20 protein-coding genes are annotated in these 24,012 nt (G+C 44.5%); 6 read left to right on the top strand and 14 right to left on the bottom strand.

The window, feature by feature from the left end:
• The first annotated feature begins 217 nt into the window (after positions 1-217).
• Positions 218-1,324, top strand: coding sequence for an AI-2E family transporter (locus LYNGBM3L_RS17440; protein ID WP_008185917.1), 1,107 nt, complete (start codon positions 218-220; stop codon positions 1,322-1,324).
• Positions 1,325-1,905: 581 nt separating this feature from the next.
• On the top strand, positions 1,906-2,787 hold the full coding sequence (locus LYNGBM3L_RS17435) for a mechanosensitive ion channel family protein (protein WP_008185912.1): 882 nt from the start codon (positions 1,906-1,908) through the stop codon (positions 2,785-2,787).
• A 156-nt stretch (positions 2,788-2,943) separates the two neighbouring features.
• On the opposite strand, the gene LYNGBM3L_RS17430 is transcribed toward LYNGBM3L_RS17435, so the two are convergent.
• The 9 genes from LYNGBM3L_RS17430 to LYNGBM3L_RS17385 form a co-directional block, all read right to left on the bottom strand.
• The gene (locus LYNGBM3L_RS17430; RefSeq protein WP_008185910.1) at positions 2,944-4,644 is read right to left on the bottom strand and encodes a nucleoside recognition domain-containing protein; all 1,701 of its coding nucleotides are present in this window, start codon (positions 4,642-4,644) and stop codon (positions 2,944-2,946) included.
• Entirely contained in the window at positions 4,607-5,755 is a 1,149-nt protein-coding gene (locus LYNGBM3L_RS17425) for an NAD(P)/FAD-dependent oxidoreductase (protein WP_044493687.1), read from the bottom strand. The genes LYNGBM3L_RS17430 and LYNGBM3L_RS17425 overlap by 38 nt, the downstream gene beginning before the upstream one ends.
• 432 nt (positions 5,756-6,187) lie before the next feature.
• Complete coding sequence (locus tag LYNGBM3L_RS17420; RefSeq protein WP_008185905.1) at positions 6,188-7,048, bottom strand: Uma2 family endonuclease; 861 nt, start codon at positions 7,046-7,048, stop codon at positions 6,188-6,190.
• A gap of 224 nt (positions 7,049-7,272) precedes the next feature.
• Positions 7,273-8,520: an NAD-dependent epimerase/dehydratase family protein gene (locus tag LYNGBM3L_RS17415; protein WP_008185904.1), complete on the bottom strand. Its 1,248-nt coding sequence runs from the start codon at positions 8,518-8,520 to the stop codon at positions 7,273-7,275.
• 187 nt (positions 8,521-8,707) lie between these two features.
• Positions 8,708-8,950: a hypothetical protein gene (locus LYNGBM3L_RS17410; protein WP_229414561.1), complete on the bottom strand. Its 243-nt coding sequence runs from the start codon at positions 8,948-8,950 to the stop codon at positions 8,708-8,710.
• Positions 8,951-9,220: 270 nt separating this feature from the next.
• Entirely contained in the window at positions 9,221-9,976 is a 756-nt protein-coding gene (locus tag LYNGBM3L_RS17405; RefSeq protein ID WP_008185900.1) for a phosphoadenylyl-sulfate reductase, read from the bottom strand.
• Positions 9,977-10,690: 714 nt separating this feature from the next.
• Positions 10,691-11,620, bottom strand: a complete 930-nt coding sequence (crtB, locus tag LYNGBM3L_RS17395; RefSeq protein WP_044493683.1) for a 15-cis-phytoene synthase CrtB — start codon at positions 11,618-11,620, stop codon at positions 10,691-10,693.
• Positions 11,621-11,662: 42 nt separating this feature from the next.
• On the bottom strand, positions 11,663-13,141 hold the full coding sequence (pds, locus tag LYNGBM3L_RS17390; RefSeq protein WP_008185893.1) for a 15-cis-phytoene desaturase: 1,479 nt from the start codon (positions 13,139-13,141) through the stop codon (positions 11,663-11,665).
• Between the two features lie 172 nt (positions 13,142-13,313).
• Positions 13,314-13,676: a DUF4870 domain-containing protein gene (locus LYNGBM3L_RS17385; RefSeq protein ID WP_008185891.1), complete on the bottom strand. Its 363-nt coding sequence runs from the start codon at positions 13,674-13,676 to the stop codon at positions 13,314-13,316.
• A gap of 486 nt (positions 13,677-14,162) precedes the next feature.
• Here LYNGBM3L_RS17385 and prfC point away from each other — a divergent pair, with 486 nt between their 5' ends.
• Positions 14,163-15,824, top strand: a complete 1,662-nt coding sequence (gene prfC, locus LYNGBM3L_RS17380; protein ID WP_008185889.1) for a peptide chain release factor 3 — start codon at positions 14,163-14,165, stop codon at positions 15,822-15,824.
• 830 nt (positions 15,825-16,654) lie between these two features.
• Here the strand turns inward: prfC and LYNGBM3L_RS17375 are convergent.
• Together LYNGBM3L_RS17375 and dapB are read right to left on the bottom strand one after the other, a co-directional pair.
• Positions 16,655-17,353, bottom strand: coding sequence for a DUF8619 family protein (locus tag LYNGBM3L_RS17375; protein ID WP_008185887.1), 699 nt, complete (start codon positions 17,351-17,353; stop codon positions 16,655-16,657).
• Positions 17,354-17,505: 152 nt separating this feature from the next.
• Complete coding sequence (gene dapB, locus LYNGBM3L_RS17370; RefSeq protein ID WP_008185885.1) at positions 17,506-18,333, bottom strand: 4-hydroxy-tetrahydrodipicolinate reductase; 828 nt, start codon at positions 18,331-18,333, stop codon at positions 17,506-17,508.
• 383 nt (positions 18,334-18,716) lie between these two features.
• On the opposite strand from dapB, the gene LYNGBM3L_RS17365 reads away from it, so the two are divergent.
• Positions 18,717-19,043: an STAS domain-containing protein gene (locus tag LYNGBM3L_RS17365; RefSeq protein WP_044493677.1), complete on the top strand. Its 327-nt coding sequence runs from the start codon at positions 18,717-18,719 to the stop codon at positions 19,041-19,043.
• Between the two features lie 720 nt (positions 19,044-19,763).
• Here LYNGBM3L_RS17365 and LYNGBM3L_RS17355 read toward each other — a convergent pair.
• Positions 19,764-20,909 (bottom strand): PP2C family protein-serine/threonine phosphatase, encoded by a 1,146-nt coding sequence (locus tag LYNGBM3L_RS17355; protein WP_008185878.1) that lies wholly within the window; start codon positions 20,907-20,909, stop codon positions 19,764-19,766.
• 175 nt (positions 20,910-21,084) lie between these two features.
• A complete protein-coding gene (locus LYNGBM3L_RS41020; protein WP_008185876.1) occupies positions 21,085-21,300 on the bottom strand; it encodes a hypothetical protein in 216 nt (71 codons plus the stop codon).
• Positions 21,301-21,471: 171 nt separating this feature from the next.
• On the opposite strand from LYNGBM3L_RS41020, the gene LYNGBM3L_RS17350 reads away from it, so the two are divergent.
• A complete protein-coding gene (locus tag LYNGBM3L_RS17350; protein ID WP_229414557.1) occupies positions 21,472-21,966 on the top strand; it encodes an ATP-binding protein in 495 nt (164 codons plus the stop codon).
• Between the two features lie 131 nt (positions 21,967-22,097).
• Positions 22,098-22,367: a hypothetical protein gene (locus tag LYNGBM3L_RS45860; RefSeq protein WP_143764219.1), complete on the top strand. Its 270-nt coding sequence runs from the start codon at positions 22,098-22,100 to the stop codon at positions 22,365-22,367.
• A gap of 96 nt (positions 22,368-22,463) precedes the next feature.
• On the opposite strand, the gene LYNGBM3L_RS17345 is transcribed toward LYNGBM3L_RS45860, so the two are convergent.
• A complete protein-coding gene (locus LYNGBM3L_RS17345; protein WP_008185871.1) occupies positions 22,464-23,849 on the bottom strand; it encodes a cytochrome P450 in 1,386 nt (461 codons plus the stop codon).
• Positions 23,850-24,012 lie beyond the last annotated feature (163 nt).

Genomic DNA, 24,012 nt, shown 5'->3' with positions numbered 1-24,012 from the left:
CGACCCAAGGCCGGGTTCCCCGGCCTAGGAGGCGCGCACCTAAACACTCTTAAAATCATTCCATTATTCAGCAACGCCCAAATTTCAAATTCTACATTCTACATTCTACATTCTTAATTCAAAAGGGTAGGTTGAAGACCGTACCGTCAACCGTCAACTAATTCAGGTGTTTTCTCTGTAGACTATTTGCAGGCACTCAACATGCAAATGGAAGTCTATGCTACGCCTTAAAATCTCCTTAGCTAACTTACTGCTGATTGTTGCTACTGGCTTGACAATAGTCCTGCTGTGGCAACTTAGAGCTTTGCTAGTAGTACTGATGATTGCAGTAGTGCTCGCATCTACTCTAGCACCAATTATTGATAGTGCTGAAAAGTTAAGGATTCCCCGCTGGCTAGCGGTTATTCTGGTTTATTTAGGCTTAATCGCTGGTTTGACAGGGATCGGCTTAGTGATTGGACCAACAGTAGCTGAGCAAATTCAGCGTTTATTTCGGAAACTGCCAACGTATTTGGAGGTTTTAACCTCTTTGTTAGATGCTTTAGCGATTCGCCTAGGGATGACTGAACTAGCTCTGAGTAAAATGTTTGATGCTGGGACCGTTACCTCTTGGGTAATTCGTTCCTCTCAGCAGTTGCTAGTGCAGTCTTATGGATTGACACGGAGTCTTTTTGCTGGAGTGTTTACCGTAATTCTGGCAACACTGCTGTCTGGTTATATGTTAGCTGGCTCTGAACAGTTGATTAAAGGGGGGGTAAGTTTGTTTCCCAAACCCTGGGATGAAAAATTGGCAGCCCAGGTCAAGCCAGTCAGCCAACGGATGGGGGGTTACATCCAGGGGCGAGTGGTGGTTTCAGGAATTTTAGGGATGGCGATTACTGTTGGTTTAAAATTTTTGGGACTGTCAGAGTTTGCCTTGGGTTTGGGTGTGATTGCTGGGGTGACCAATTTGATTCCCTTTTTTGGTCCGGTCTTGGGAGCAATTCCAGCATTGATTGTGGCAATTGCTCAAGGGGGATGGACTTTCTTGTGGGTATTGCTACTATTTGTGATTATTCAGAATCTGGAAACCTATATTCTTGATCCCCTACTGGTGGGGTCTTCTGTGAGAGTTCACCCCTTATATCAGTTGTTGGCAGTGCTAGGTGGTGCAAAGGTTTTGGGGATTCTTGGTGCTTTGATTGTTCCCCCTTGGGTAGCTGGTGCAGCTCTGGTACTAGAAAATTTGTACTTGAAGCCGAAACTGGAGGCGGAACAAAATGCTGCTACTATCTCGCCAGCTTCTGAACCAGACGCCTCAAATGCTCTTTCTTTCAACGGATAGTATGATAACTATACTTTGAGGGATCAGCAATTAGCTATCAGCAATTAGCTATCAGCAATTAGTAATCAGCTATCAGCAATTAGTAATCAGCTATAGCAGTCGCCAGGGCAGTTAGGACATCGACATTAGTCTCACACCCTTTGTAAGCGATGCAGAGGTGCGACCCGTGGCGAATTTAATTCGCCAACGGAAAGCGCACCATTACGGTCTTGGGGGTTTCCCCCATGAGCGACTGCATCAAGAAGCGCAAGAGTTTGACTTCTGACAAATGACTTCTGACAAATGACTTCTGCTATATCAGCTATCAGCCATTGGCCATTGGTCACGCTACTTGAGGTACTTTTGAATAAAATAAGCTGACGGCTGACGGCTGTTCGCCCAGCGTGAGCTAAAAGCTGACGGCTGACGGCTGACGGCTGACTGCTTACGAAAATAGTCAGCCAATTACTAATTACCAATTACTAATTACCAACTACCAATTAACTGTCTTAAGTAATGCTACCTTGGCTAGAAACTTAACACTAAAGTACAGTTAACACTAGGCTGCTCTGATACTCCTAGCCAAGGTAGTAAAAAAAGTTTTGCGATCGCGGATTCTTCGCCTCACCAATCTCAGCCGCCCTGCGCAGGAGACTATTGCCCTGATTATCCATTATGCCATACTCTTTATCGGTGTTATTGTCCTATTGCAGTTGTGGGGAATCGACTTTAGTTCTCTAGCTGTATTTGTCGGAGTCTTGGGTGTGGGCATTGGCTTGGGAATCCAGGGAATTGCTAAAGAATGTGTCAGCGGTTTGGTACTCATTTTTGAGCGTCCGATCCAAGTAGGGGACTTTGTGAATGTTGGGGAACTGATGGGAACAGTAGAAAATATCGGTATTCGGAGTACAGAAATCCTGACGTTGGATCAAGTCTCAATCATTATCCCCAATTCTCGCTTTCTTGAAGCTGAAGTGGTCAACTGGACTCACAATAATCCAGTATCCCGGTTAAAATTACCCGTAGGGGTCGCCTATGGTTCAGATCCAATTAAAGTACGTAGTGCTCTGATTGAGGCAGCTTCTCAACATCCAGAAATCTTAGATCAACCAGCCCCTAATGTATTTTTTACTGGATTTGGAGAAAATGCCCTCAAGTTTGAGTTGTTGGTTTGGATTGAAGACCCTCCCAAGCAGTTCCAAATCAAAAGTGAGCTTTACTTTCTGATTGAAGAAATACTACGTCATTACCATGTTGATAGTCCCTTTCCTAAGCTAGATTTGCACGTCCGTTCTGGTAATTTTCCTGTAGACGTTTCACACCAATTAATTGAGTCCCTAACTCAGCTATCTCAGGAATTGACTAAGTGGATGGCTAGACAATCCTATGGTAATAGTCACAATGGTACTAGCCACAATGGTACTAGCCACAATGGTACTAGTCACAGGAATGTTCAAATAAACAATACTTCAGATAATAATTGATAGTTAAGGGAATAGCGAACTTGATATCAGGCCAATGACTAATACCAAATCCGCTTGCCATACCCCCTTTACAAAAAATAAACCAAATCCTTATTATTCGATGAATCTATAGCTGTTTGAATAAGGGGGGTATGGGACAGGATTTAGTATTAATTATTACTTGATTAATAATCCTCCCCAAGCAAGTAATAGAGAAAAAAATATCGCAGCGATCGCCTGTCTACTTAACAGCAATAAGGCAAATCGAAGAGACTGTTCTCGCGTAATAGTTAACAGAGTAACTAAACAAGGTAGCAATACTCCTGCTAGATACACCCCAGTCAAAACCTGCAATGGAGTTAACATAGCCAAGGTTTCTGGTTCGGCAAATAATAGCAGTCCATCTTTGCGAATAGAAGCTAAAACAATAGGCAATGAGGCTTCAGGGGGTAAATTAAACCATCCCATCAAAGGGTTAATAATATTGGCTAAAACTGCGATTGTTCCTAACCAATTCAACACAGAAGCAATAACGGTAATAACTAAAAATATGGGAATTGCATTGAACAAAAATTGATTAATAGTTGACTTAGCTTCGCGCCAAATTACTGACGAATGAGGAAATTCTAAAAATGCTCTTCCTTCGATTACTAGGGGATTCTGATTCGATTTAGCTGTAGGGGAAGAAATGATGTAGGTATATATCAAGGTGGTTGCGGTTAGATACAGCAGGTAAGGAATTATCAAGTAAGGTAACTTAGCAGCACTAAACACCCCTAAAGTTGCGCCAAACTGATAAGAACAAGCCGAACCAAAAGCGATCGCGGAAATACAAGTTCCCCTAGAACAACTAGAACAGGCACGGGTACTAATCACCGCAGGAACATTACACCCCATACCCATAATTACTCGTACTAAATCCCGTCCCGATAACCCAAACGGACGGAGTAAAGGATTGAGAGCAATGGTAATTCGTTCTATTAACCCACTAGCTTTATATGCGCCCAAGAATAGGGCATAGAGAATTACTGTGGGCATCGCCCAAATAAACAGCAACGGACTCATAGTTATCAGTCCATACTGACCTATCAGTATTTCTCTTAACCAGATTGGGAGTTGGGATAAAGGTTTAATAACAGGAGCGATCGCACTTTGGACTATAGGATCTGCTAAAGTCGCAAAGGAGTTAGCACCCCAGACAGCAATAATGGCAGGAATAAGTAATAAAGCGATCGCCAATAAACTGCCCAGTCGAGGATGTTCTAACAGTGTTGGGTGGGGTTCTATATACCAGCCAGCCCTTGTAGGAATCCATTGGGCGGGAAAAGGATTAGGTTCTTGCAGAGAAGCCAAAATATGGTCTTTTTGTTCTGTAGTAATGTGGCGGGCATCTACAGTGACAATGCTCAGGTTAGAAGTTTCCGTCCATTCCCTAATCACTTGTTGAGGAGGACACGGGGTCTGGGGTTGCCCCAGACCCGTGAGATGTCCGTTATGAACCGTCGAGAATACCTTATCCCAGAAAGTAATCACCACAATGCCCCTTTTATCTGCTACTAAAGGTAGTAGATCTGCTAAATCTCGATCTACGTCGGTTGCCTTGACTACCAATAGCACGGTGTCATTTTCTTGTAGCTGTCTTAAAGCTTTCTTAGTAGTTACACTATCGGAACGATAGAGAATTCCAGGGGTATCGATAAAGGTATAGGCTTCAGATTGATAAGTGTCACAAGTCACTGTAGAACCGCGAAAATTGGCACTATAGGGAGTCTGTCCTGTAAGAGCCGCAATTAGTTGGGACTTGCCCGTACTCTCTTTACCAATAACCACCGCTGACTTTTTAACAAACACAATCGTTATTACAGCAAGAAAGGTCATCTAAGAACAAACCTTCTCGGCGATAGGCTTCCAATGGAGTTGGATCGATTCCCAGACGTTGAGCGATCGCATTACCGACTACAGCAAATCGCTGCCGAAATTTGTAAATAAAGCAAAAAATTATATCGCCGTGACGCACCGAAGGACCGACGACAAATAATCCTGGAGTTAGGGTAGACTCATCTTCTTGAGTCAGGGCTGCATAGCCATTTGACCAGTCAAATAGAGGTGCGATTTGTTTTAAACTGCTATCAAACCCCGTACAGAGAATTGGCGGTGTAGAACTAAACCACTGTTCGTACTCGCTCTCCACCACATATCCTTTTTTTACTGCTTTGACTGCTTCAATGTGCTGTTCTCCAATTAGTTCGACCCGACCCATAGAATAAGCTATTTCTAAACGTTTTAGACTATAAGGAGACAGAGAAACACTAGGATCTGAGTCTAAGTTTGACCAGCTACTCTGGCGATCGATTAACTTTACTTTTTTCCCTAATTCTGCCAAATTTGACGCTGCATCTACACCGCTTTCATAGCCTCCCACAACTACAAATTCTTTCCCCTTAAGCTCTGTCCAAGAACGTATTTGGGAATTATGTATACATAATTCCGCCCCTGGAAAAGGATTAAGATTGGGATATTGAAACTCTCCTGCTGCCCAAATCACAAACTGCGATCTCAGCGAAGCTGAGGCACTGCGTGAACGCAACTCGCCTTTAGAAGTTTCCAAGACAAAGCCTTTGCCTTGAGGTAAAGCTGCCATAGTTTTCACATTTGTCTCGGTTTTTATAGGTAGTTGAAAATGCTCTGCTACAGTCTCTAGATATAGAGCGTATTCTTTCCCCGAAAGATGTTCCTTTCTGAAACTGAGGGCAGGAGAAGTATTTAAAACTACTGCGTTGAGATCCAGCAATCCAAAACCATGACTGGGAAACGACGGCGTAATGAATCGCATTTCTTCAGCCCAACGCCTAAAAGAAGCCCCTACTTGATGTCGTTCTACAATGACAAAGTTTTCAATTCCTAAATCTTTTAAGACTACTCCACAGCCAATTCCAGCAGCCCCAGCCCCCACAATTACAACTTCAAAACGATCGTTAGTTTTGTTCACCAGCAGACAATCTCGAATAGATACTTTATGACAATTATAATCATTATATAAAAAAAAAGCTAGCTTTCTAACAAACAATATTAGTGAGGCAGTGGTAAACCATGATTGACATCCTCCCACCGCTAAACTCCTTACGTCGCTATAGGGCGTTGCGAGAGCAAATGGACAAAAAACAACGCTGGACGTATAATTAGAATATTTAAACTAAATACTCCAGAACTGAACTAAGCGTATAAGTGGACTTATATCAAATCCGTTTGTCAAAACCCTTTTATAAAAATCGACCAAATCTTTGTATGCCACGAATCTATGGCTATGCAGATAAGGGGGTTTGGGAACAGGATTTGGTATGAGACGGCTATTGCTATATGCACCTCAAGTAGCGGATCGTACCGAGCATCGGCTTTTCTATTCTGCTGCCAACGGCACCTTTTACACCTCTCCTGGGTCAATCCCCAGCTGTCGCAGACGTTCTGCTAATCTCGCTGCCTGCTGTTGAGCCAATTCCTTTTCCTGGCGTTCGAGTTGAGCTTCTTGTTCAGCCTCCTGCAACTGCTGCTGAACCAACTCCTTTTGTTGCTGAGCTTGCTGCAACTGTTGCTGAGTCTGCTGCAACTGATCCTGAGCCTGTTGAGCCTGTTCAGAGCCTGTGGGAATCCAGTTCCCTAATTCATCATACCAGCGTAACCATCGACCATTAACCTCTTGGTATGACCCAGACCATACTCCTAGGCCAAGTCCTAATTCTGGCAGCCAAAATCTTTCGTTTTCCAATCTTACCTGTTCATAGTTTAAGCCTTTCAACTCAAAAATTCTTAACTCATTGGTATATCGGCTAAACACCACATAATAAGGAATACGAAGTATACGTTCATAAACCTCCCACTTACTTGGAGGTTGATCGATATCCCGTAGGGTTTGCCCTAAATCTTCTGATTCCGTCGTTGGAGAGAGCAACTCCACTACGATAAATGGACTGACCCCTTCCTGCCACATCACATAACTCAACCGTAAGTCTCGCTGTTCATAAAACCGAGACACCCCAACTACTCCAAACCAATCCGGTCGCTTGTACCATTGAGGATGACGAACATCATAGTACAGATTCAAGTCAGTCCCCACAAAGATCTGATCCCTTGGGTAACTCGGTGGGCAGAAAGTCTCCCGTAATAGCTGAGGTTGAAAATCGTGAAACTCGTCTGGCAAACCTGGTTCCTCTGGATCTTCACTAGGGAGATCATACATCGTCGGTAGGGTTTCCTTGGCCGGACGAGGGGGGTCAGTTTGATACATAACAGAGAATGGGATCAACTAGTTTTAGGGTAGCAACACCTTTGACTACTGATGAACTTATTAAAATTGCCAGAGTTTCAGATACGTTGAGCAGTCAGTAATGGTGCTACGCCCATGCTGTCCTTGTCATCAGCTATTAGTTACAAGGCCAACAGAACCAGACTGACCATAAAAAGCTGACCGCTCAAGGTAAGATGTGCTCCCACTTACGCGCTACCTAATTCTTAACTGGCACCTACACCCACCGCCGTTTTGTCGGATGTGGTTTGAGCAGGAGTTTCGTCAGCCATACTCACCCCATTGCCCTTCTGCCGCCACAGTGATGTACAGATAATCTTCGAGCGATCGCAACGATCGACATATTTAGAGGCAATCTCGATAACCTCTTGCATCAGACCCTTAACCAAGGTGGTTGGTTTCAGACCCATTTCCAAGAAGCATTTATTCTCCACAGCCAGTTCATTTTCCGCTGATTCGTTTCTCGGGTTCTCTAGATAGGCAATTTCCGCCCCAGTGATATCAGACACAATCTGTGCCAAATCCCGGACCCGATGGGTTTCGGTCATCTGATTCAAGATTTTCACCCTGTCCCCAGAAGCCGGAGGATTTGCGATCGCTAACTCTATACACCGCACCGTATCTTGAATATGGATAAATGCCCTGGTTTGACCCCCTGTTCCATGTACCGTCAACGGATGACCAATCGCTGACTGCATCAGGAACCGATTTAGGACTGTGCCATAGTCTCCATCGTAATCAAAGCGATTAATTAGCCGTTCATCCAGCTTTGTCTGCTTGGTCTGAGTTCCCCAAACAATCCCCTGATGCAGGTCAGTGATGCGGACCCCATCATTCTTGTTGTAGTAATAGAAAAACAGCTGGTCCTGAGTTTTGGTCATGTGATAGATACTGCCCGGATTGGCTGGGTACAAGATTTGCTGCTGTACCATTTTCCCCTCATCCGTAGTCACCTGGATATCTAAATACCCTTCCGGAATCTTCATCCCAGCAGTACCATAACCATAGACTCCCATGGTTCCTAAATGAACCACATGTATATCCAAACCCGACTCCACAATCGCAGCTAGCAGATTATTGGTCGCATTCAAGTTATTATCTACCGTGTAACGCTTATGGCTAGATGACTTCATCGAATAAGGTGCAGCCCGCTGTTCGGCAAAATGAATCACCACATCCGGTTGATAGGTTAGGAATAGATTCAGTAAGCGATCATAGTCTTTCGCTACATTGAAGTTATAGAACTGGATTTGTTTGCCAGAAACCTCAAGCCATGTCTTCAGACGAGTGGACATCGGCTGGTAAGGAGTTAAAGAAGTCACTTCCAACTCATTATCAATGTTGCGTCGTGACAAGTTATCAACAATTACAATGTCATGACCACTATCAGATAGATGAAGAGCTGTGGGCCAACCACAAAATCCGTCACCGCCTAAAACTACAACTTTTTTCATCATCATCTCCTGGTTGTTTGCTTACATGGTCTTTTTTGCAATGGTCAGCGAGCTGCGACTATAGCATCGCGCTTTGGGAATTAACCGAGAACCAATCGAGAACCGATATATTTCCATCACCGGACTTCGTCGAGCTACGCTAACATCACCTGATCACCCCAGTGTTACGATTACAGCAATCAGTTTTTTAGATGAAATCTAGTTCAGGGTATCGATCCATGATCTCCGATACCTCCTCCCTTTCAGAAGTCTTCTGATTCAAGATTTCTTTGAAGAAACGAACATAAGTGCTATAGACTTGGGTGGAACCGTCATCATGATCAACAATGAAGAAAGGGGCTGCTTCTACCCCGTGCTTTACAGCTAGATCTAGTCCCTCGCTAGATTGCTTACGCTCATCAGCAACCACAATTTGGTCTATTCGATCCATCAGTCCTTTTTTTTCAAGTTTTTCTACCACATTGACGCACTTGCGACAGAAATTACCGTCCTTGTTGATTTTTTTTACTAACGTGATTTTCATTCTGTAGTATTCAATACTGAATTGTTTTTCAAAAGCGTAATTAAGAAATTATCACAACCCACTCCCCACTCCTACCTAAAAATTAGGATTTCAAACGCAACTTATTGATTGTGCCGCAACGATTAAGTACCTAGACAGAAATTCTTTACCTAGTCTGTTAATTTCCGTGAGGGTTGCTCAAACCCTTACTGTTTGGTGTTCCTTGTTGTTCATTACCTGCTCTGTAGTGTTGTGTAAGCCACACTCTTTTTCTTTCTGCCCTTCCCACCACCAGCGACCTTCCCGTTCATGCTGATTGGGGAGAGTTGGGCGGGTACAGGGTTCGCAGCCAATGCTAACGAAACCTTTAGCGTGCAATTGATTGTAAGGCACATCATTAGTGCGGATATATTTCCACACCTGTTCAGAACTCCAGTTAGCTAGGGGGTTAAATTTAATCAGGGTTCGTTCTTGGGTCGAGAACGCCTGGTCTACCTGGACAACAGGGATATTAGCACGAGTACTAGGACTCTGATCCTTGCGCTGACCGGTAATCCAAGCATCCAGCTTAGCCAGTTGGCGACGCAAGGGAGCCACTTTGCGAATACCACAGCACTCTTTGTGACCATCCTGGTAGAAACTGAACAACCCCTTTTGTTTAACCAGTGCTTCCACTGCATCCGCTTCCGGTAAAATCACCTCCAGTGGAATTCCATAGTGCTGTCTGACTTTCTCAAGTAGTTGGTAAGTCTCGCAGTGCAAGCGACCCGTGTCGAGGGAGAACACTTTCACATCTGGCTTAATCTTGGATGCCATATCCACAAGAACCACATCCTCGGCACCACTGAAAGAGATAGCGATGTTGTCAAATTTGTCAAGAGCCAGTTTCAGGATTTCCTGAGGACTCTTGTGGGCGTATTCGGATTCCAAATAAACAACATCCAGTTCAAACATTAACATCTCCTTACTATATGACAAAAGTGGTTGGACTTGCTGATTATACGACGTATCGATACCGTTATCCATCGTCAGCCTTCAGCTTTGAGCTTATGTCATCCAACCCAAGGGAAGTTCCACGATAGTTCATTCAGAAATTATATATAGCCTATATGTAGCGCTTCCATGACTGAAGGAGATCCGTTGTAAAGAGACTTATAGCGCTTTGCCACCCGCGCTAATTATAAATCGCGATAAATGTCTGCTGTAAATAGAAAGAGTGTGGGGAAAGGTTAAAGGGTAATACATATATTCCTTTCCCCCTTTCCCTTTGAGGTTGTTTCTTTCCCCTTCTGCTTTTCCAATCCCAACCATTTGTACCACAATTAAATATAATTGATAGGTATTTTCCTTTTGTATGTAAGCATTCAGCCGTCAGCTATCAGCTAATGCGCGTAGCGCAATCGGTGCTATAAACTATCAACTAGCAGGCCCTTTCACTGCACGGGGTCAGATTAGCAAAACGAGCAGGAATTTTAAACCAGCGGTACCAGCCCATAACCTTGTTTACTAGCTGCCGTTGATTAGCTGACAGCTGACCACTGATAGCTGAATGCTTACTTTTGTATCCCAGCCTTGTGCTGCCCTTGGTCAAGGGTAAAAAAAACCCATCGATATGTAAGATGGGGATTTCTTGACAGATTGGCCATGAAGGATTTGCCATGACGCATGCTATAGAACTTGTGCCCTCAGCCAGGCTATCGGCAAGGATAACATCTTACGGAGTTTGGGGACATAGGCTCTTTGGCTAAATACATCGTAATGGTTGTGTTCAATCACATTGAGAATTTTCTGATAGAGCATCAATGCAGACCAAACCGGCCAACGGGCGTCACGGCTTAGGGCTCTAATACCTCTTTCTGCTTTGGTATAGTAATCCCTTGCCCGTTGAATTTGGAAACGCATCAGTTCCTGCCAACGGTCATCAACCACACCTTTGAACAAATCATCCTCAGTGTAATTAAACCGTTCCATATCTTCTAAGGGTATGTAAATACGACCTCGTCTAGCATCCTCTCCAATATCTCGGAGGATGTTAGTTAGCTGATTGGCAATTCCTAATGCGATCGCTTCTCCCACCGGATTATAGGAGTTTGTTTGCTGATCCCAGGGTGCTTTACTAGTGGAGTTGTCAACCCCCAGTACAGCACTAGACATTAACCCCACCGTACCCGCCACCCGATAACAGTAAAGATTCAGTTCATCAAAGGTTTCATAGCGACTACGGTAGAGATCCATCTGCTGACCGGCAATCATATCCCGAAAGGGTTGAATATCTATGGGAAACCGTTCTAGGGTATCGACCAAAGCCACATCATAGTCATCGATGGGATGTCCCGCAAAAATAGATTGCAGATGTTCTTCCCAGTGTTCTAGGGTTTCAGGGGTGGTTAAAGCCGCCTGGGGACCATCAACTAGTTCATCAGTTCGTCTGCACCAGACGTATATTGCCCAGATGGCTCGACGTTTGGCTTCTGGCATTAGTAAGGTGCCAAGATAAAACGTCTTAGAGTACTTCGCAGTAATCTGGCGGCATAATTCGTAGGATTTTGACCGGGAGGCCAGGTTTCTCATGGGCTGAGATTTGGGCAGTTGGAGCATTCTTAGCAACGTTGGAGATTGGAAGCTTTCAACTTTCATCCTTCAGCCCTCAGTACTCGCCCTTGGCATGGGTGAAGAGACTAACGGGGTGTCAATCTCTGGTTTCTGATTGCCGGCTAGTGGTTGAGCGCTGGTTTGTGAAAGCCTAGTGCTGTTGTTATTTATTGCCTGCGATGTCAGCTTACCAGAAAGTACGGCTCCTTCCATACTTGCTAGGTAACGTTGCATGGTGTAATCCCCGCTTAGGAAGAAATTGGCAATGGGTGTTTCTTGGGACGGACGGTGGTTCTGGCGTCCTGGTGTTGCTTTGTATACCGAACGGGGAGTCTTAACCACGTGGTATTTTAGCAGTTGAGCTGAGTTATCAGTACCAAAATGCTTGGGAAACAGTTTCTCCAGTTCTGCTAGGGTGGCATTAACAATTTCGAGATCGGATTTGCCAATCCAATCTTTAGCAGGCGCTAAGACCAATTCCAACATTGAGCGGTCGGGATTAGCGTACTCTTTGCAGGTATTGCTCATGTCAGCATAGACACTAAGCAGGGGTGATCGGGAAAATAACAGATGGTCAATATCCGTCAGCTTGCGGTCAAACCACATCTGCAGGTTAATTACCGGTACCCCCTCTAGCCCATCCAGCTGTTTGAAAAATTCCATTTCACCCCAAGGTTTGGGGATCATCAGCTTTAAAGGGTCTACCGGCATAGCTGATACATAAGCATCCGCTGTGAGAACTTGATCGGGCGCTCCATTCAATCCCCGGATCAAGAACCCACTGACAGTGTTGTCTGAATTGAGTAAAAATTCTTTAACTGGGGCATTCAAACGTACTTCTCCATCCCGCTGTGTGATATAATCAACTATTGGTTGACATAGTCGCTCGGTGGGAGAACCATCCAAGAATGCCATCTTGGAACCGTTCTTTTCCTGTAGGAAGCGGTTAAGAGCAGTCAAAATTATAGTAGACGAAATTTCATCAGGCCCAATAAAGTTTAGTGCCTTAGACATGGCGATGAAGACTTCCTTCTCTACTCGCGGTGGTACGTTCTGTTTTTTCAGCCATTCGGAGAAGGAGTATTTGTCCATTGCTTCCACATACTTTTGCCCTTGAAGCATTGCCGGAATCAACCCTATCCCAAAGCGAATCTTCTCGGGCCAGGTAAGCATGTCGTTATTGCGCAGAATTGCCACAATCCCATTGACCGGAGCTGGTATATCTGGGAAGTCAAACCGGGAGTAAGTTCCAGGTTGATTTGGCTGATTAAAGATCATGGTGTGCTCTTTCCACTGCAACCGGTCTTCAATACCCAGTTCTTTAATTAGCTGCAGCATATTGGGATAGGCACCAAAAAATATATGGAGACCAGTTTCATACCAGTCTCCATCTTGATCTTTCCAGGCTGCCACTTTACCGCCTAAAACATTTCGACGTTCTAGGACAATCGGGGTGTGACCAGCGTCTATTAGATATTTAGCACAGGAAAGCCCTGCTAGTCCGGCTCCAGCGATCGCAACTCGCATGTGATGGTAATACTGTAAATTTTTCGCTTAGGGGTGTTGTTTTAATTATACTTTGCATTTCGTTACATTTCACCCCTCGATCCCAGGATTTTCTTCAGTTTTCCCACACCCCACACCCGCTCACCCCATAGCCAGTCACCCCAACAGGATTCCCACAAACCATAGCGCTAGTTTAAATCACACGGAAAATAAATGGGTAGCGGTAGGATACATTGGGATCCCCAAGAATCTTGAGAATTGCCATAATCGGTAGTACCCAACTGAACAGAAATAACAGAGGCAGGAAAAGCCAACCAATTAGGATAAAAGTCAAAGCCCCAAAAATTATCCCGTATAACCATACATTAAAGTGAAAATTAAGGGACTCTTTAGCATTCTCTTGGACTACTTTATCATCGGATATTACCAAGATAGCTAGCGGAATTAACACGGATACAAATGAGGCACTAATGAAAATTGCTCCGTGACATAATGCTGATAACAGCTTGCGCTTGTCGGGGTCATACTCAATGTTATTTCTCTGGTCATACACCATATTATCGCTCCTTTATTTCGATAATATATTGATTTTTAATTTACCAGTATTGTAGCGTTTATAAGCCTATCCTATAGGTCGTAAATTCCGTCCCAAATTAGGGATGATATCACGACATTGATGAGTTATTAATGACTATACTTATAGCAGAAGTAGGGAAAAGGAAATGGAAAAACAGGAATAGGTAAATTGGCTTGCTGGGTCGGTCTTTAAGACAGACGTGAGTGTGGGTTGACCCAGTCGGGAGTGTGGGGCATAGAGAAATATACCTATTAGTCGTTAAAAATCATCATTTATTCGTTGTTTTCAGGTTTATATCCTGAGGTAAAGTCTCAGGTTTGACCATGAAGTAAAAAATATACCCCTCTCAGGTAGGAAGTAGGGAATAGGGAAACAAACCTGTGTAGGTCATTACTATCAGAAACGCTATAATATATAGAAAATTATGTCAGAATTAAGCGAAAGTCCCCTATCTAGTCTTTTTGGATGTCCACTGAACTTGAAGCAGAATTGCTCAACGCTGTTGAACACCGCCGTAACTTTGCGATTATTTCCCACCCGGACGCGGGTAAAACCACATTGACAGAAAAATTGTTACTCTATGGTGGAGCAATTCATGAAGCCGGAGCAGTGAAGGCACGGCGAGCTCAGCGCAAGGCCACCTCGGACTGGATGGAAATGGAGCAACAACGGGGAATTTCGATTACCTCGACGGTGTTGCAGTTTGCCTATGAGGACTGTCAGATTAATTTACTCGACACACCCGGACACCAAGATTTCAGTGAGGATACCTATCGCACTCTGGCAGCAGCTGATAATGCGGTGATGCTGATTGATGCGGCAAAGGGTCTAGAGCCCCAAACCCGCAAATTGTTTGAAGTGTGCAAAATGCGATCGCTTCCTATATTTACCTTTGTCAATAAGCTTGACCGTCCCGCACGAGAACCCCTAGAACTCCTCGATGAGATTGAGCAGGAACTAGGGTTACAAACCTATGGGGTCAACTGGCCGATTGGCATGGGCGATCGTTTTAAAGGAGTTTTTGACCGTCGAGAACAACAAATCCACTTGTTTGAACGCACCGCTCACGGCTCCCGGGAGGCGAAGAATACGGTAGTTAATTTGGGAGACCCCCAGATTGAACAGCTGCTAGAACAAGACTTATATTATCAACTAAAGGAAGAGTTGGAAATTATCGATGGTGTTGGTCCAGAGCTGGATTTAGAGCTGATTCATTCTGGTCAAATGACCCCTGTGTTCTTTGGCAGTGCCATGACTAATTTTGGGGTGCAGCTGTTTCTGGATGCTTTTTTAGACTATGCCATGAAACCAGAAAGTCGGAAATCCACAGTGGGCGAGATTCCTCCCACTTATCCAGACTTTAGTGGGTTTGTGTTCAAGCTGCAAGCGAATATGGACCCCAAGCACCGGGATAGGGTGGCCTTTGTGCGGGTGTGTACGGGTAAGTTTGAAAAGGATATGACTGTCAGCCATGCTCGCACTGGTAAAACCGTCCGTTTGTCAAGACCCCAAAAGCTGTTTGCTCAAGACCGAGAATCCATTGATGTTGCCTATGCCGGGGATGTGATTGGTTTGAATAATCCAGGGGTGTTTGCTATTGGGGATACGATTTACAACGGTAAGAAGTTGGAGTATGAAGGGATTCCTTGCTTTTCCCCAGAGTTGTTTGCTTATTTGAAGAATCCTAATCCCTCTAAGTTTAAGCAGTTCCAGAAAGGGGTGAAGGAGTTGCGGGAAGAAGGGGCTGTGCAAATTATGTATTCCGTTGATGAGTCGAAGCGGGACCCAATTCTGGCAGCAGTGGGACAGTTGCAATTTGAAGTAGTGCAGTTTCGCCTCAGAAATGAGTATGGCGTAGAGACCAGGTTGGATATGTTGCCCTATAGTGTGGCTCGTTGGGTAGCCGGTGGCTGGGAAGCCTTGGAAAAGGCTGGGCGTTTGTTTAATACCGTGACAGTCAAAGATAATTGGGGACGTCCAGTGCTATTGTTTAAGAATCAGTGGAATTTGCAGCAAGTCGCAGAAGACCATCCAGAGTTGGATTTGAATTCTAGCGCTCCTGTGGTGTCTGGTTCTGAACCCAAGTCTACCAAAACATCCGGGAATGTGAGAGCCTCCCTTTTCTAAAGGGAGGATTAAACAGACACGACGGGGTAAACCCCGCAGTGTCTGCGCGCGAATAAGTTATAATAAGTCGTATACCAGTAAAGCGTTTTACCTTGACGACGATAGCCGATACTTTTTAGCTACCAAAATCTACCAAGGTAGACCTTAGCCCGCCAATGCCAGCTGATTACGAGCGCCAGGGGGTATCTCCGCGCTTCACGAAGAAATATTCCTCGTGCGCCATGAAAGTGCGTAAACCAGATCCAATGTCACTACAAAACCCTTGGTTTTCGGGAAATTTATTTAATTGACACAAGATCGTGGCACTAAGAACATAGTTAAAGTAAGCGCAAATTACTTGAGGCAATGGCCAAGCTTTGTGATACTTTTGCCTACTGTCCACTAACCTCTCAAAAAAAATGGTGAAAAACCCAAAAGATGGAAACCGTCAAAAAAAGAGGTATAACTTAAAATGGCTAGGCAATTGATGGCGAAAAGTAACCACACAGTTAGATTAAATTCTGACCAAGGTGGGTAGGGGAGTTTGACACTCTCATATCGGTTTAGACCGAACAAGAAGTGAAGAGGCGCGGTTTTAACCCGCCTCGTAACAACCTTTCTTGATGCAGTCGCTCATGGGGGAAACCCCCAAGACCGCGCTGCATCGCTGTAGAATCCCCCGTATTTTAACCGGGGGAGATGTCAAATAGCATTTATCTGACGGGGTGATAAGCAGCCTTGTTAGCCTTACTAGGTGTGGGGTGTAGGGTATGGTTTCTAGCCAACGAATCCCACTACCCCTCTAGAAACTAGAGGATCCTAGGCACGAACGAGCCGCACACCGTTAATCCTTAATAAGACCTTCGACGCCTAGAACTACGGGGACGTTGTCTCGAATAAGAGCGCTCTTCATCCCTCAATTTACGACTAACTTGGACAAAGACATCTCGTTGCAGGTAAGGATAGTCATTTACCCAAATGTCTAAGCTAGGAATATAAATATCACTGGTCTGGGCAATCTTGCCTAAGTCAGGCTGATTGGACATGACCAACATCTGAGCAATTTGTCCAGGTGAAATATTTTTGTGGAGGCGTTGTAGGGGAACTTGCAGCTGACTCATAAATCCAGTTTCATCTTCCACTTCTAGATTTAACCGTCTCTCCCGGTGTTCCACAATTACCAACTCACCCTGCTGATTGACTTGTTCTTCTGTACCAATCAACTCCTCCGTCACAAATACATCCTCGATTCGACCCTGCCAGAATCCGCTATAGGCATATCGGCGCAGCTTCAGGTTCCGCATACTTGCCCAATATACAGGACCCCACAACCAGTAAAGCCCTGCAGTGATCTCGAATAACACGCGGAAGGGAGCAAAACCTGAACCAAGAATCAAAGCTAAAATTAAAATCACAACGACTGCGATTAGAGAAATTAACAGTCGCCTTAAAAAATCTCGAAACTTACCCCAGTAGTAGCGATACTGGAGTCCTGTAGCTAGGACGGGAACGATTTGTTCAAACTTCTCGCGAGTGATGGGAATTAGCATGGGTTTTGTACTTAGTTCTTAGTCCTTAGTCTTTAGTTACTTAGTATTTAGTATTTAGTTTTTAGATTTGTTGTGATTGATCTCAATTTTGACAAATCACGAATGACTAATGACTAATGACTAATGACCAATAACCAATAACCAATAACTGGTCACAAAATTTTCTCTAACCCATATAGTAGACCCTTGAGCTGGGTAACTTTGCGAATCGCGAGCAGTACTCCTGGCATATAGCAGGAACGGTCGCTGGTGTCGTGACGTAGGGTGTAGATTTGACCAGGGGCACCGAAGATGACTTCTTGGTGAGCAATTAAGCCAGGTAAACGCACGCTATGAATCCGAATGTTGTCTTCTGCAATGCTTCCCCTCGCACCTTTTAGTTTTTCGGTTTCTTCTACCATTGCCGGATTATAGGTTTTACCTGCTCCAGCCATGCGTTGGGCGGTTTGAATGGCAGTACCGCTGGGAGCGTCGGCTTTTTGGTTGTGATGGAGTTCGATGATTTCTACGTGGTCAAAGTATTGGGAGGCTTGCACAGCTGCTTGTTGCAGTAATGCCATACCAATGGAGAAGTTGGGGATAATTAGGCAGCCAGTGCTGGCTTTTTCAGCAAATTCCGAGAGGTCTTTGATTTGGTCGGGACTCAGACCAGTGGTGCCAACTACAGGCCGGACACCGTATGCGATCGCAGTTCGGATGTTGTCGTATATGCTGTCAGGGTGGGTAAAGTCTACCATCACCCCTTGGGTTTTTTCTTGGGTAGCCAGAACTAGATTGGCTTGCAGGTCATTGAGAATGGGAATTTCAACTGGTTCGCACCCGGCAACTTCTCCGGCGTCTTGACCTAGATACTTAGGATTGGTATCAATGGCACCGATTAGGGTTATGTCTTGGGCAACAGATACAGCCTTAATCACCTCTCGACCCATTTTTCCGGCGGCACCGTTTACAACTACTGGAATGGGATTTGAATTGGACATGGTTTCAGGATAGTTTGGGGCTCTGTCAAGGGAATTCTAGTGTATATTGGGAGTTCTTGGGGGAGTGGGCTTAGGGGATGGAACCGTGAAGACCCGAGCGGACACCACGGATAGCACTAAGGGTAGATGGGTTCAAATCTTGCTTTTCGTTATTAGCCCCCGTTATTAGCCCCCGTTATTAGCCCCCAAATTCATCCCAAATTCAAGTTTACTATGCTCTTTATCGGTGAGGCTAATCCTGAAAGAAGCGATTAGTGCTGTAGTAGTAGGGTAGGGCGTGGGTCAGCTCAATACCTATTCTGCAAACAAAGTCTGGCTGAAATGAATTGTCACGGCTATACTAGCAAAGTCAGTATATGTTTGTAACTAGCTTAACTTGGTATATGAGTAGTACTCTTAAAGTAGTTCAACCCTCCGGCATTCTAGATGGTACAAAAGCTGCCAGTTTTCGTGAAGAGGTTAATCAGCTGGTGCAAGCTGGAGGAGATATTATTTTGATTGATTTTCAAGATGTTACTTTTATGGATAGTTCTGGTTTGGGAGCGTTGGTACTTGCTCTTAAAACTGTTCGTGCTGCTGGGAGCACCATGTCTATCTGCTCAGTTAATGAGCAAATCAAAATGTTATTTGAACTGACCAGCATGGACAGAGTTTTTGAAATATTTTCTACACGAGAAGATTTTGAAAGCGAGGTGCTTTCTAGAAGATAATTCTCGGGAAGTCTATAGGGCGAACGCTGTTGGGCGTAGCCCTTTTCCAATCCTAGATTTTGTTTTCAGCTGTTGGGCATTTAAATTGGATATTATTCAGTTAGGAAAAAAAAACTCAAACCCTCTCCCCTGCTCCCCTGGTTCGCTGGTTCCCTGCTGTCATAACCATGAAATTTAAATGAAGACCAGCTTAATGAAGCTAGGAAGATGTTTTATGAGAATTCCCTAAAGCTTGATTAATTCGACATAACCAACTATCCTCCGATTCAGGAGTCAGGAGCTTCGATTCAGGAGCTTCGATTCATGATAATTGATTTTTCAGGAATTTTTCGAAAAAATTGGCGAAAGAATCCACCAATCCTTGTTTATACTCCTACTAAGCTGGCTGAATGCTTCTGATGATTTACTGCCTTTCAGTCTCCTGTATTATCTTCAAAAGCTGCCAATTTTTGACATTGCCCATTGCCCATGGGCGCACGCTACGGGAACGGCCGACGCTACGGAAACTGAGGTTGATTACTCCAGGGAAAGGTGTCAGGGTAAGCGCAAGAATCAATAAGCTGTAGCTTATTGAGAAAAAACTGGGTTCATTCTCAACTATTAAACTCTATTGAGAATCAAGTTCTACGAGATTATAGGGGTTTCGAGCCACGATCAACCGATATCCAGCCAATGCACATTATGGGCAATTTTTTCTTGCGCTTACCCTGGGAAAGGTGTTCATACAAAATTGATTTCCAGTAACGATAAATCATCATCAAAATAGTGTTTAGGGTTCACGGCTTCCAGAGATTTCAAAATCAAATCTAGGTGACAAGCACCATTGTGATTTTGCTTACACTCTGCCAGTAACCTGATGAAGGGCTCAAGTCCCCAAACGTTCCCATTGGATTGGTTAATCTCGTAAATCCCATCGCTGAATATATATAGGGTGCTCGATTCAGTAATTTCACAGCACTGATCAATGTAATCGGCATCTGGGAACATACCAACGGGTAAGCCAGGGGTTTTTAGACGTTGTACTTCCATCAAGGAACCATGGGTCTGAGCAATTAATATTGCGGGTGGATGTCCTGCACTAGCATAGACCAGTTGACGCTTGACCTGGTTATATACCCCATACCAGACCGTGAAGTACTTATCATTTCGCTCAGTGATCTGGAAGGTTTGGTTCAACCCTCGTAGAACATCACTCGGTTCATAGTAGTTAATCGACTTTAGAGCCCGCGACCTGAGTAAATTTAGCACTGAAAGTGTGGGCAAGGCAGCTCGTAAGCCATGTCCAGCAGCATCCAGCAGATAAATTGCTAAATGCTCTGAGTCTAGCCAATAATAGTCAAAGCCATCACCCCCCAGTTTCCGGGAGGGAATAAATCGGGTGTCAATGGTCACCGATGGTTTGATCATCCGGTCTGGAAGAATTGAACTAACATACTCTGCTGCCTCTGCTAATTCTCCCTCCAACAACTGCTTTTGGTGCTGCAAATCATGACTTAGTTGGTGTAACCTCAAGCCAGCCCTGACTCGTGCGTTCAACTCTGCTATTTCGATCGGCTTACACAGAAAGTCATCTGCTCCAGCATCTAACCCCTCTACCCGGTCTTCAATGGAATTTCGAGATGTCACCAGAATAAATATGGTGGTTGAGAGTCCCGGCGTTACCTTGAGTTGACGACAGACGTCCAATCCATTCATACCGGGCATAATCCAATCGCAAATGACTAGCGCTGGACGTAACTTTTCTACCTGCACCAAACCTTCTTCACCGTTGCTAGCTACAGCTACCTCATAACCCTGGTGGCAAAGGGCCCGTTTCAGTAACATTTGCATGGCTGGATCATCATCAATAATCAGAATTTGGTTCATGGCACTGAGGTTCTACAAATTACTTTAGGATTTATCAATACACTGACTTACAATTAGGATAGCCAGTATATTCTGTGGGCTGAATTTCACGAAACCTAGATCAGACCCCAAGACAAGTTAGACTGAGTTACTTTTATTGATGGCATTCCCTATTGGCGTATCGGATTTATTTGTTCTAACTTCTCTGTCTTGCACCGCTTCCGGTTTCTTCCCCCTTTTCTAAATCTCCATCAATTTTTGCCATTTTGGGCAACAGCTTATAGAGGGCAAGACCCCCTAGAGGGCAAGACCCCCTGGCTTGATAGAAAAGGGGAAAAGAAACCCCATTTGCGCCAATGGTTTTCCCAGTGCTTCTGGCAAAGCTTCTAGAAAAAATTTTCTTTGAAGGCAATTCTTTAAAGGCAATTGAGTATTAGTCCATGGTACAGGGAGATATAAATCTAGGTTAAACTGGATTCCTTGATCTTAGAGTACCCAATGGAAGAGAATCAGGCTTCAATGTGGTTGATGTATGTGGTTGATGTATGTGGTTGATGTAAAAGATTTTGAGGAATTGAAAAAATTGAAAACATCTATCCAACAATTTCCTAGCGACCTTAAGGCGTTAGAAAACGCTTTGGGATGGTTTGACCAGTTCAAACCATCGTCTGTTCGCCAAAAAGTCTGGTTGCAGTGCCAATTAGCTCTCGCTGAAGGATTTACCAATGCCGTTCGTCATGCTCACAAAGATTTGCCAGAAGAAGTTTCGATTGATGTCGAAGTTACTTTATTACCTGAGTGTTTAGAGTTACGCATCTGGGATAAAGGCCCTCCCTTTGATTTAGAACAGCAGCTGAGAGACCTCAAGCAGCAAATGAACCCTCAATCTGGTGGTGGACGTGGCATCGCTATACTACAAAAAATCGCTGATCATCTCAGCTATACCCGTACCGATAACAACCGGAACTGTTTGTTAATTGTGAAGTGTTATCAGGAATTGGGAAACAGGGATTTAAAAACTTTTTGTAAAGAAAATGTTAAGGAGTCTCGATTACCAATTGTCAGACCGATGGATTAGCATGATCAGATTGGTGACCTCAGTGGCTGAAACTCTGATGCTGTGCTAGTTAGACTTTTGTTGACATTTATTTATACTCAGCCCTTGTAGAACACAAAATCTTTAATATTCTGAGTAATTCACTATTTTGTTTGGTAACACCATACCGGGTTGGGAAGAGTATGCTGGCAAAATGCGATGTAAGTATTCAGCAGTCAGCAGTCAGCAGTCAGCCGTCAGCTTATTTTATTCAAAAGCTGTTCCGTGTAGCGTGGCACAGGCTTTGGCCTTGGCCTTTCGGCCACGCTACGCGAATGGCCACGCTGTGCGAACGACGCTGGGACATAGCGCATAGGCTAGAAGCCTGTGACGTAGCGCATAGGCTGATAGCTGAATGCTTACAATGCGATCGCATCTGGTGATCATCCAGCGGCCTTTTTCGGTGACCTTACTGGCGGCAAAGACTCTCGGTGATCACGGATAACCGTTTCTGTTGCTATGGGACAATTGCTTTGATCCTAAAGAGAATTTACGGTAGCAGGTTTTTTTGGCTCCTTAGCAACACGTTGACCTCTCATCACCATCGGAACCCCATTTTCCGGAGTAATTCCTACTCCACGACGAGTTGGTTTAATGATTGTATTTTGTGCTAAGGCTAAGTGATAGTCAGACAATACCTTAGCCAAAACCAGTTTCATTTCTAACATCGCCAAAGCAGCACCAATACAGCGTCGGTTTCCACCACCAAAGGGAACATACTCATAGGCAGAGTATTGACGCTCAAGGAATCGTTCTGGTTTAAACTGATCGGAGTCTGGATAGAGGTCTTCTCGACGATGGGTTAAATAGGGACAGGCAAAAAGGGCAGTATTGGCCTGATAGTGGTGACCCATAATAGTAATTGGGGATGTGGTAATGCGGGCGAAGATCACAAACGCCACTGGGTAAATCCGCAGGGTTTCTTGGCAAACTGCTGTGAGATAGGGCAGTTGGGCAATGGCCATCGGGTCTGGATGATCCCCTAAGCTATCAATTTCCTCTAGCAGTTTTTGGCGCACTGTCGGTAATCGATGAATCCAGTAGAATGCCCAAGCTAAAGCGCTTGCAGTAGTTTCATGACCCGCAAACAACAAAGTCATCAACTGATCTTGTAACTCCTGATCACTCATCAACTCACCATTTTCGTCCCGAGTGGACATGATTAAACTAAGAATGTCATTGCCCATTAGCTCGGGTTGCTCTCGGCGCTGATTAATCTCTTCCTGAAGGAGGTTATAAATTTCCTGCCTACGCCGCACCATCTTGCCCCAAGGACTCCAAGCTCCTAAATCTCGTTGCAGGAACTTAAAAAACAGCATACTAGAGCGCAGGGGGGAAGCAGTCACCTCTAGCATGGCTGCCAGCAGTAGCTTGAGTTTTTGGTAACGGGTACCCTCACCTAGACCGAAAACCCCCTGCATGATTACCTGGATGGTAATGTCTTGCATGGCAGTACGGGCAGTAAAGGCTTGACCGATTACCCACTGACTCGCTACTTGCTGGGTAATATCACAAATCAATTGACTGTAGGAATTAATTCGTTGCCCATGAAAGGGAGGAATCAAGAGTTTACGCTGCCGCTGGTGTGGTTTACCATCGAGTAAAGTCATTGAGGTTTCCCCCACCAAGGGTTGTAGCAGCTTATTTCGTTCACCAGATTTAAACTGGCTAGGAGGAGCGGTCAAGACTTCCTGAATTGCTTGGGGGTGGCTGAGGATGACTAACGTTCTCGAACCAGTTAGCCGTATGGTAAATGTATCTCCATAGCGTTCTACACACTGATCCAAATACTTGAGGGGGTTAGCAATCCAATAGATTAACTGTAACCAGTCAGGGATTTGAGGACCATCAGGTAATTTACTCACACTCGTTTTCCTCTGTTACTTTCTCAAGACAAATTCATTATCTAACCTAACTGCCATATGGCAACAAAACCTTCGGTTACCTGATTACTATCAGAAATCCGCTTATTGACAAGCTATCAATAAGATTAATGGTAATCAAAACTAGTCGATTAATCCTATTCTG

It is taken from the genome of Moorena producens 3L (genome assembly GCF_000211815.1).
In the GTDB taxonomy this organism is placed as follows: domain Bacteria; phylum Cyanobacteriota; class Cyanobacteriia; order Cyanobacteriales; family Coleofasciculaceae; genus Moorena; species Moorena producens.
Note: the sequence above shows the minus strand (reverse complement) of the source record. Positions and strands in the feature narration are given on the sequence as shown.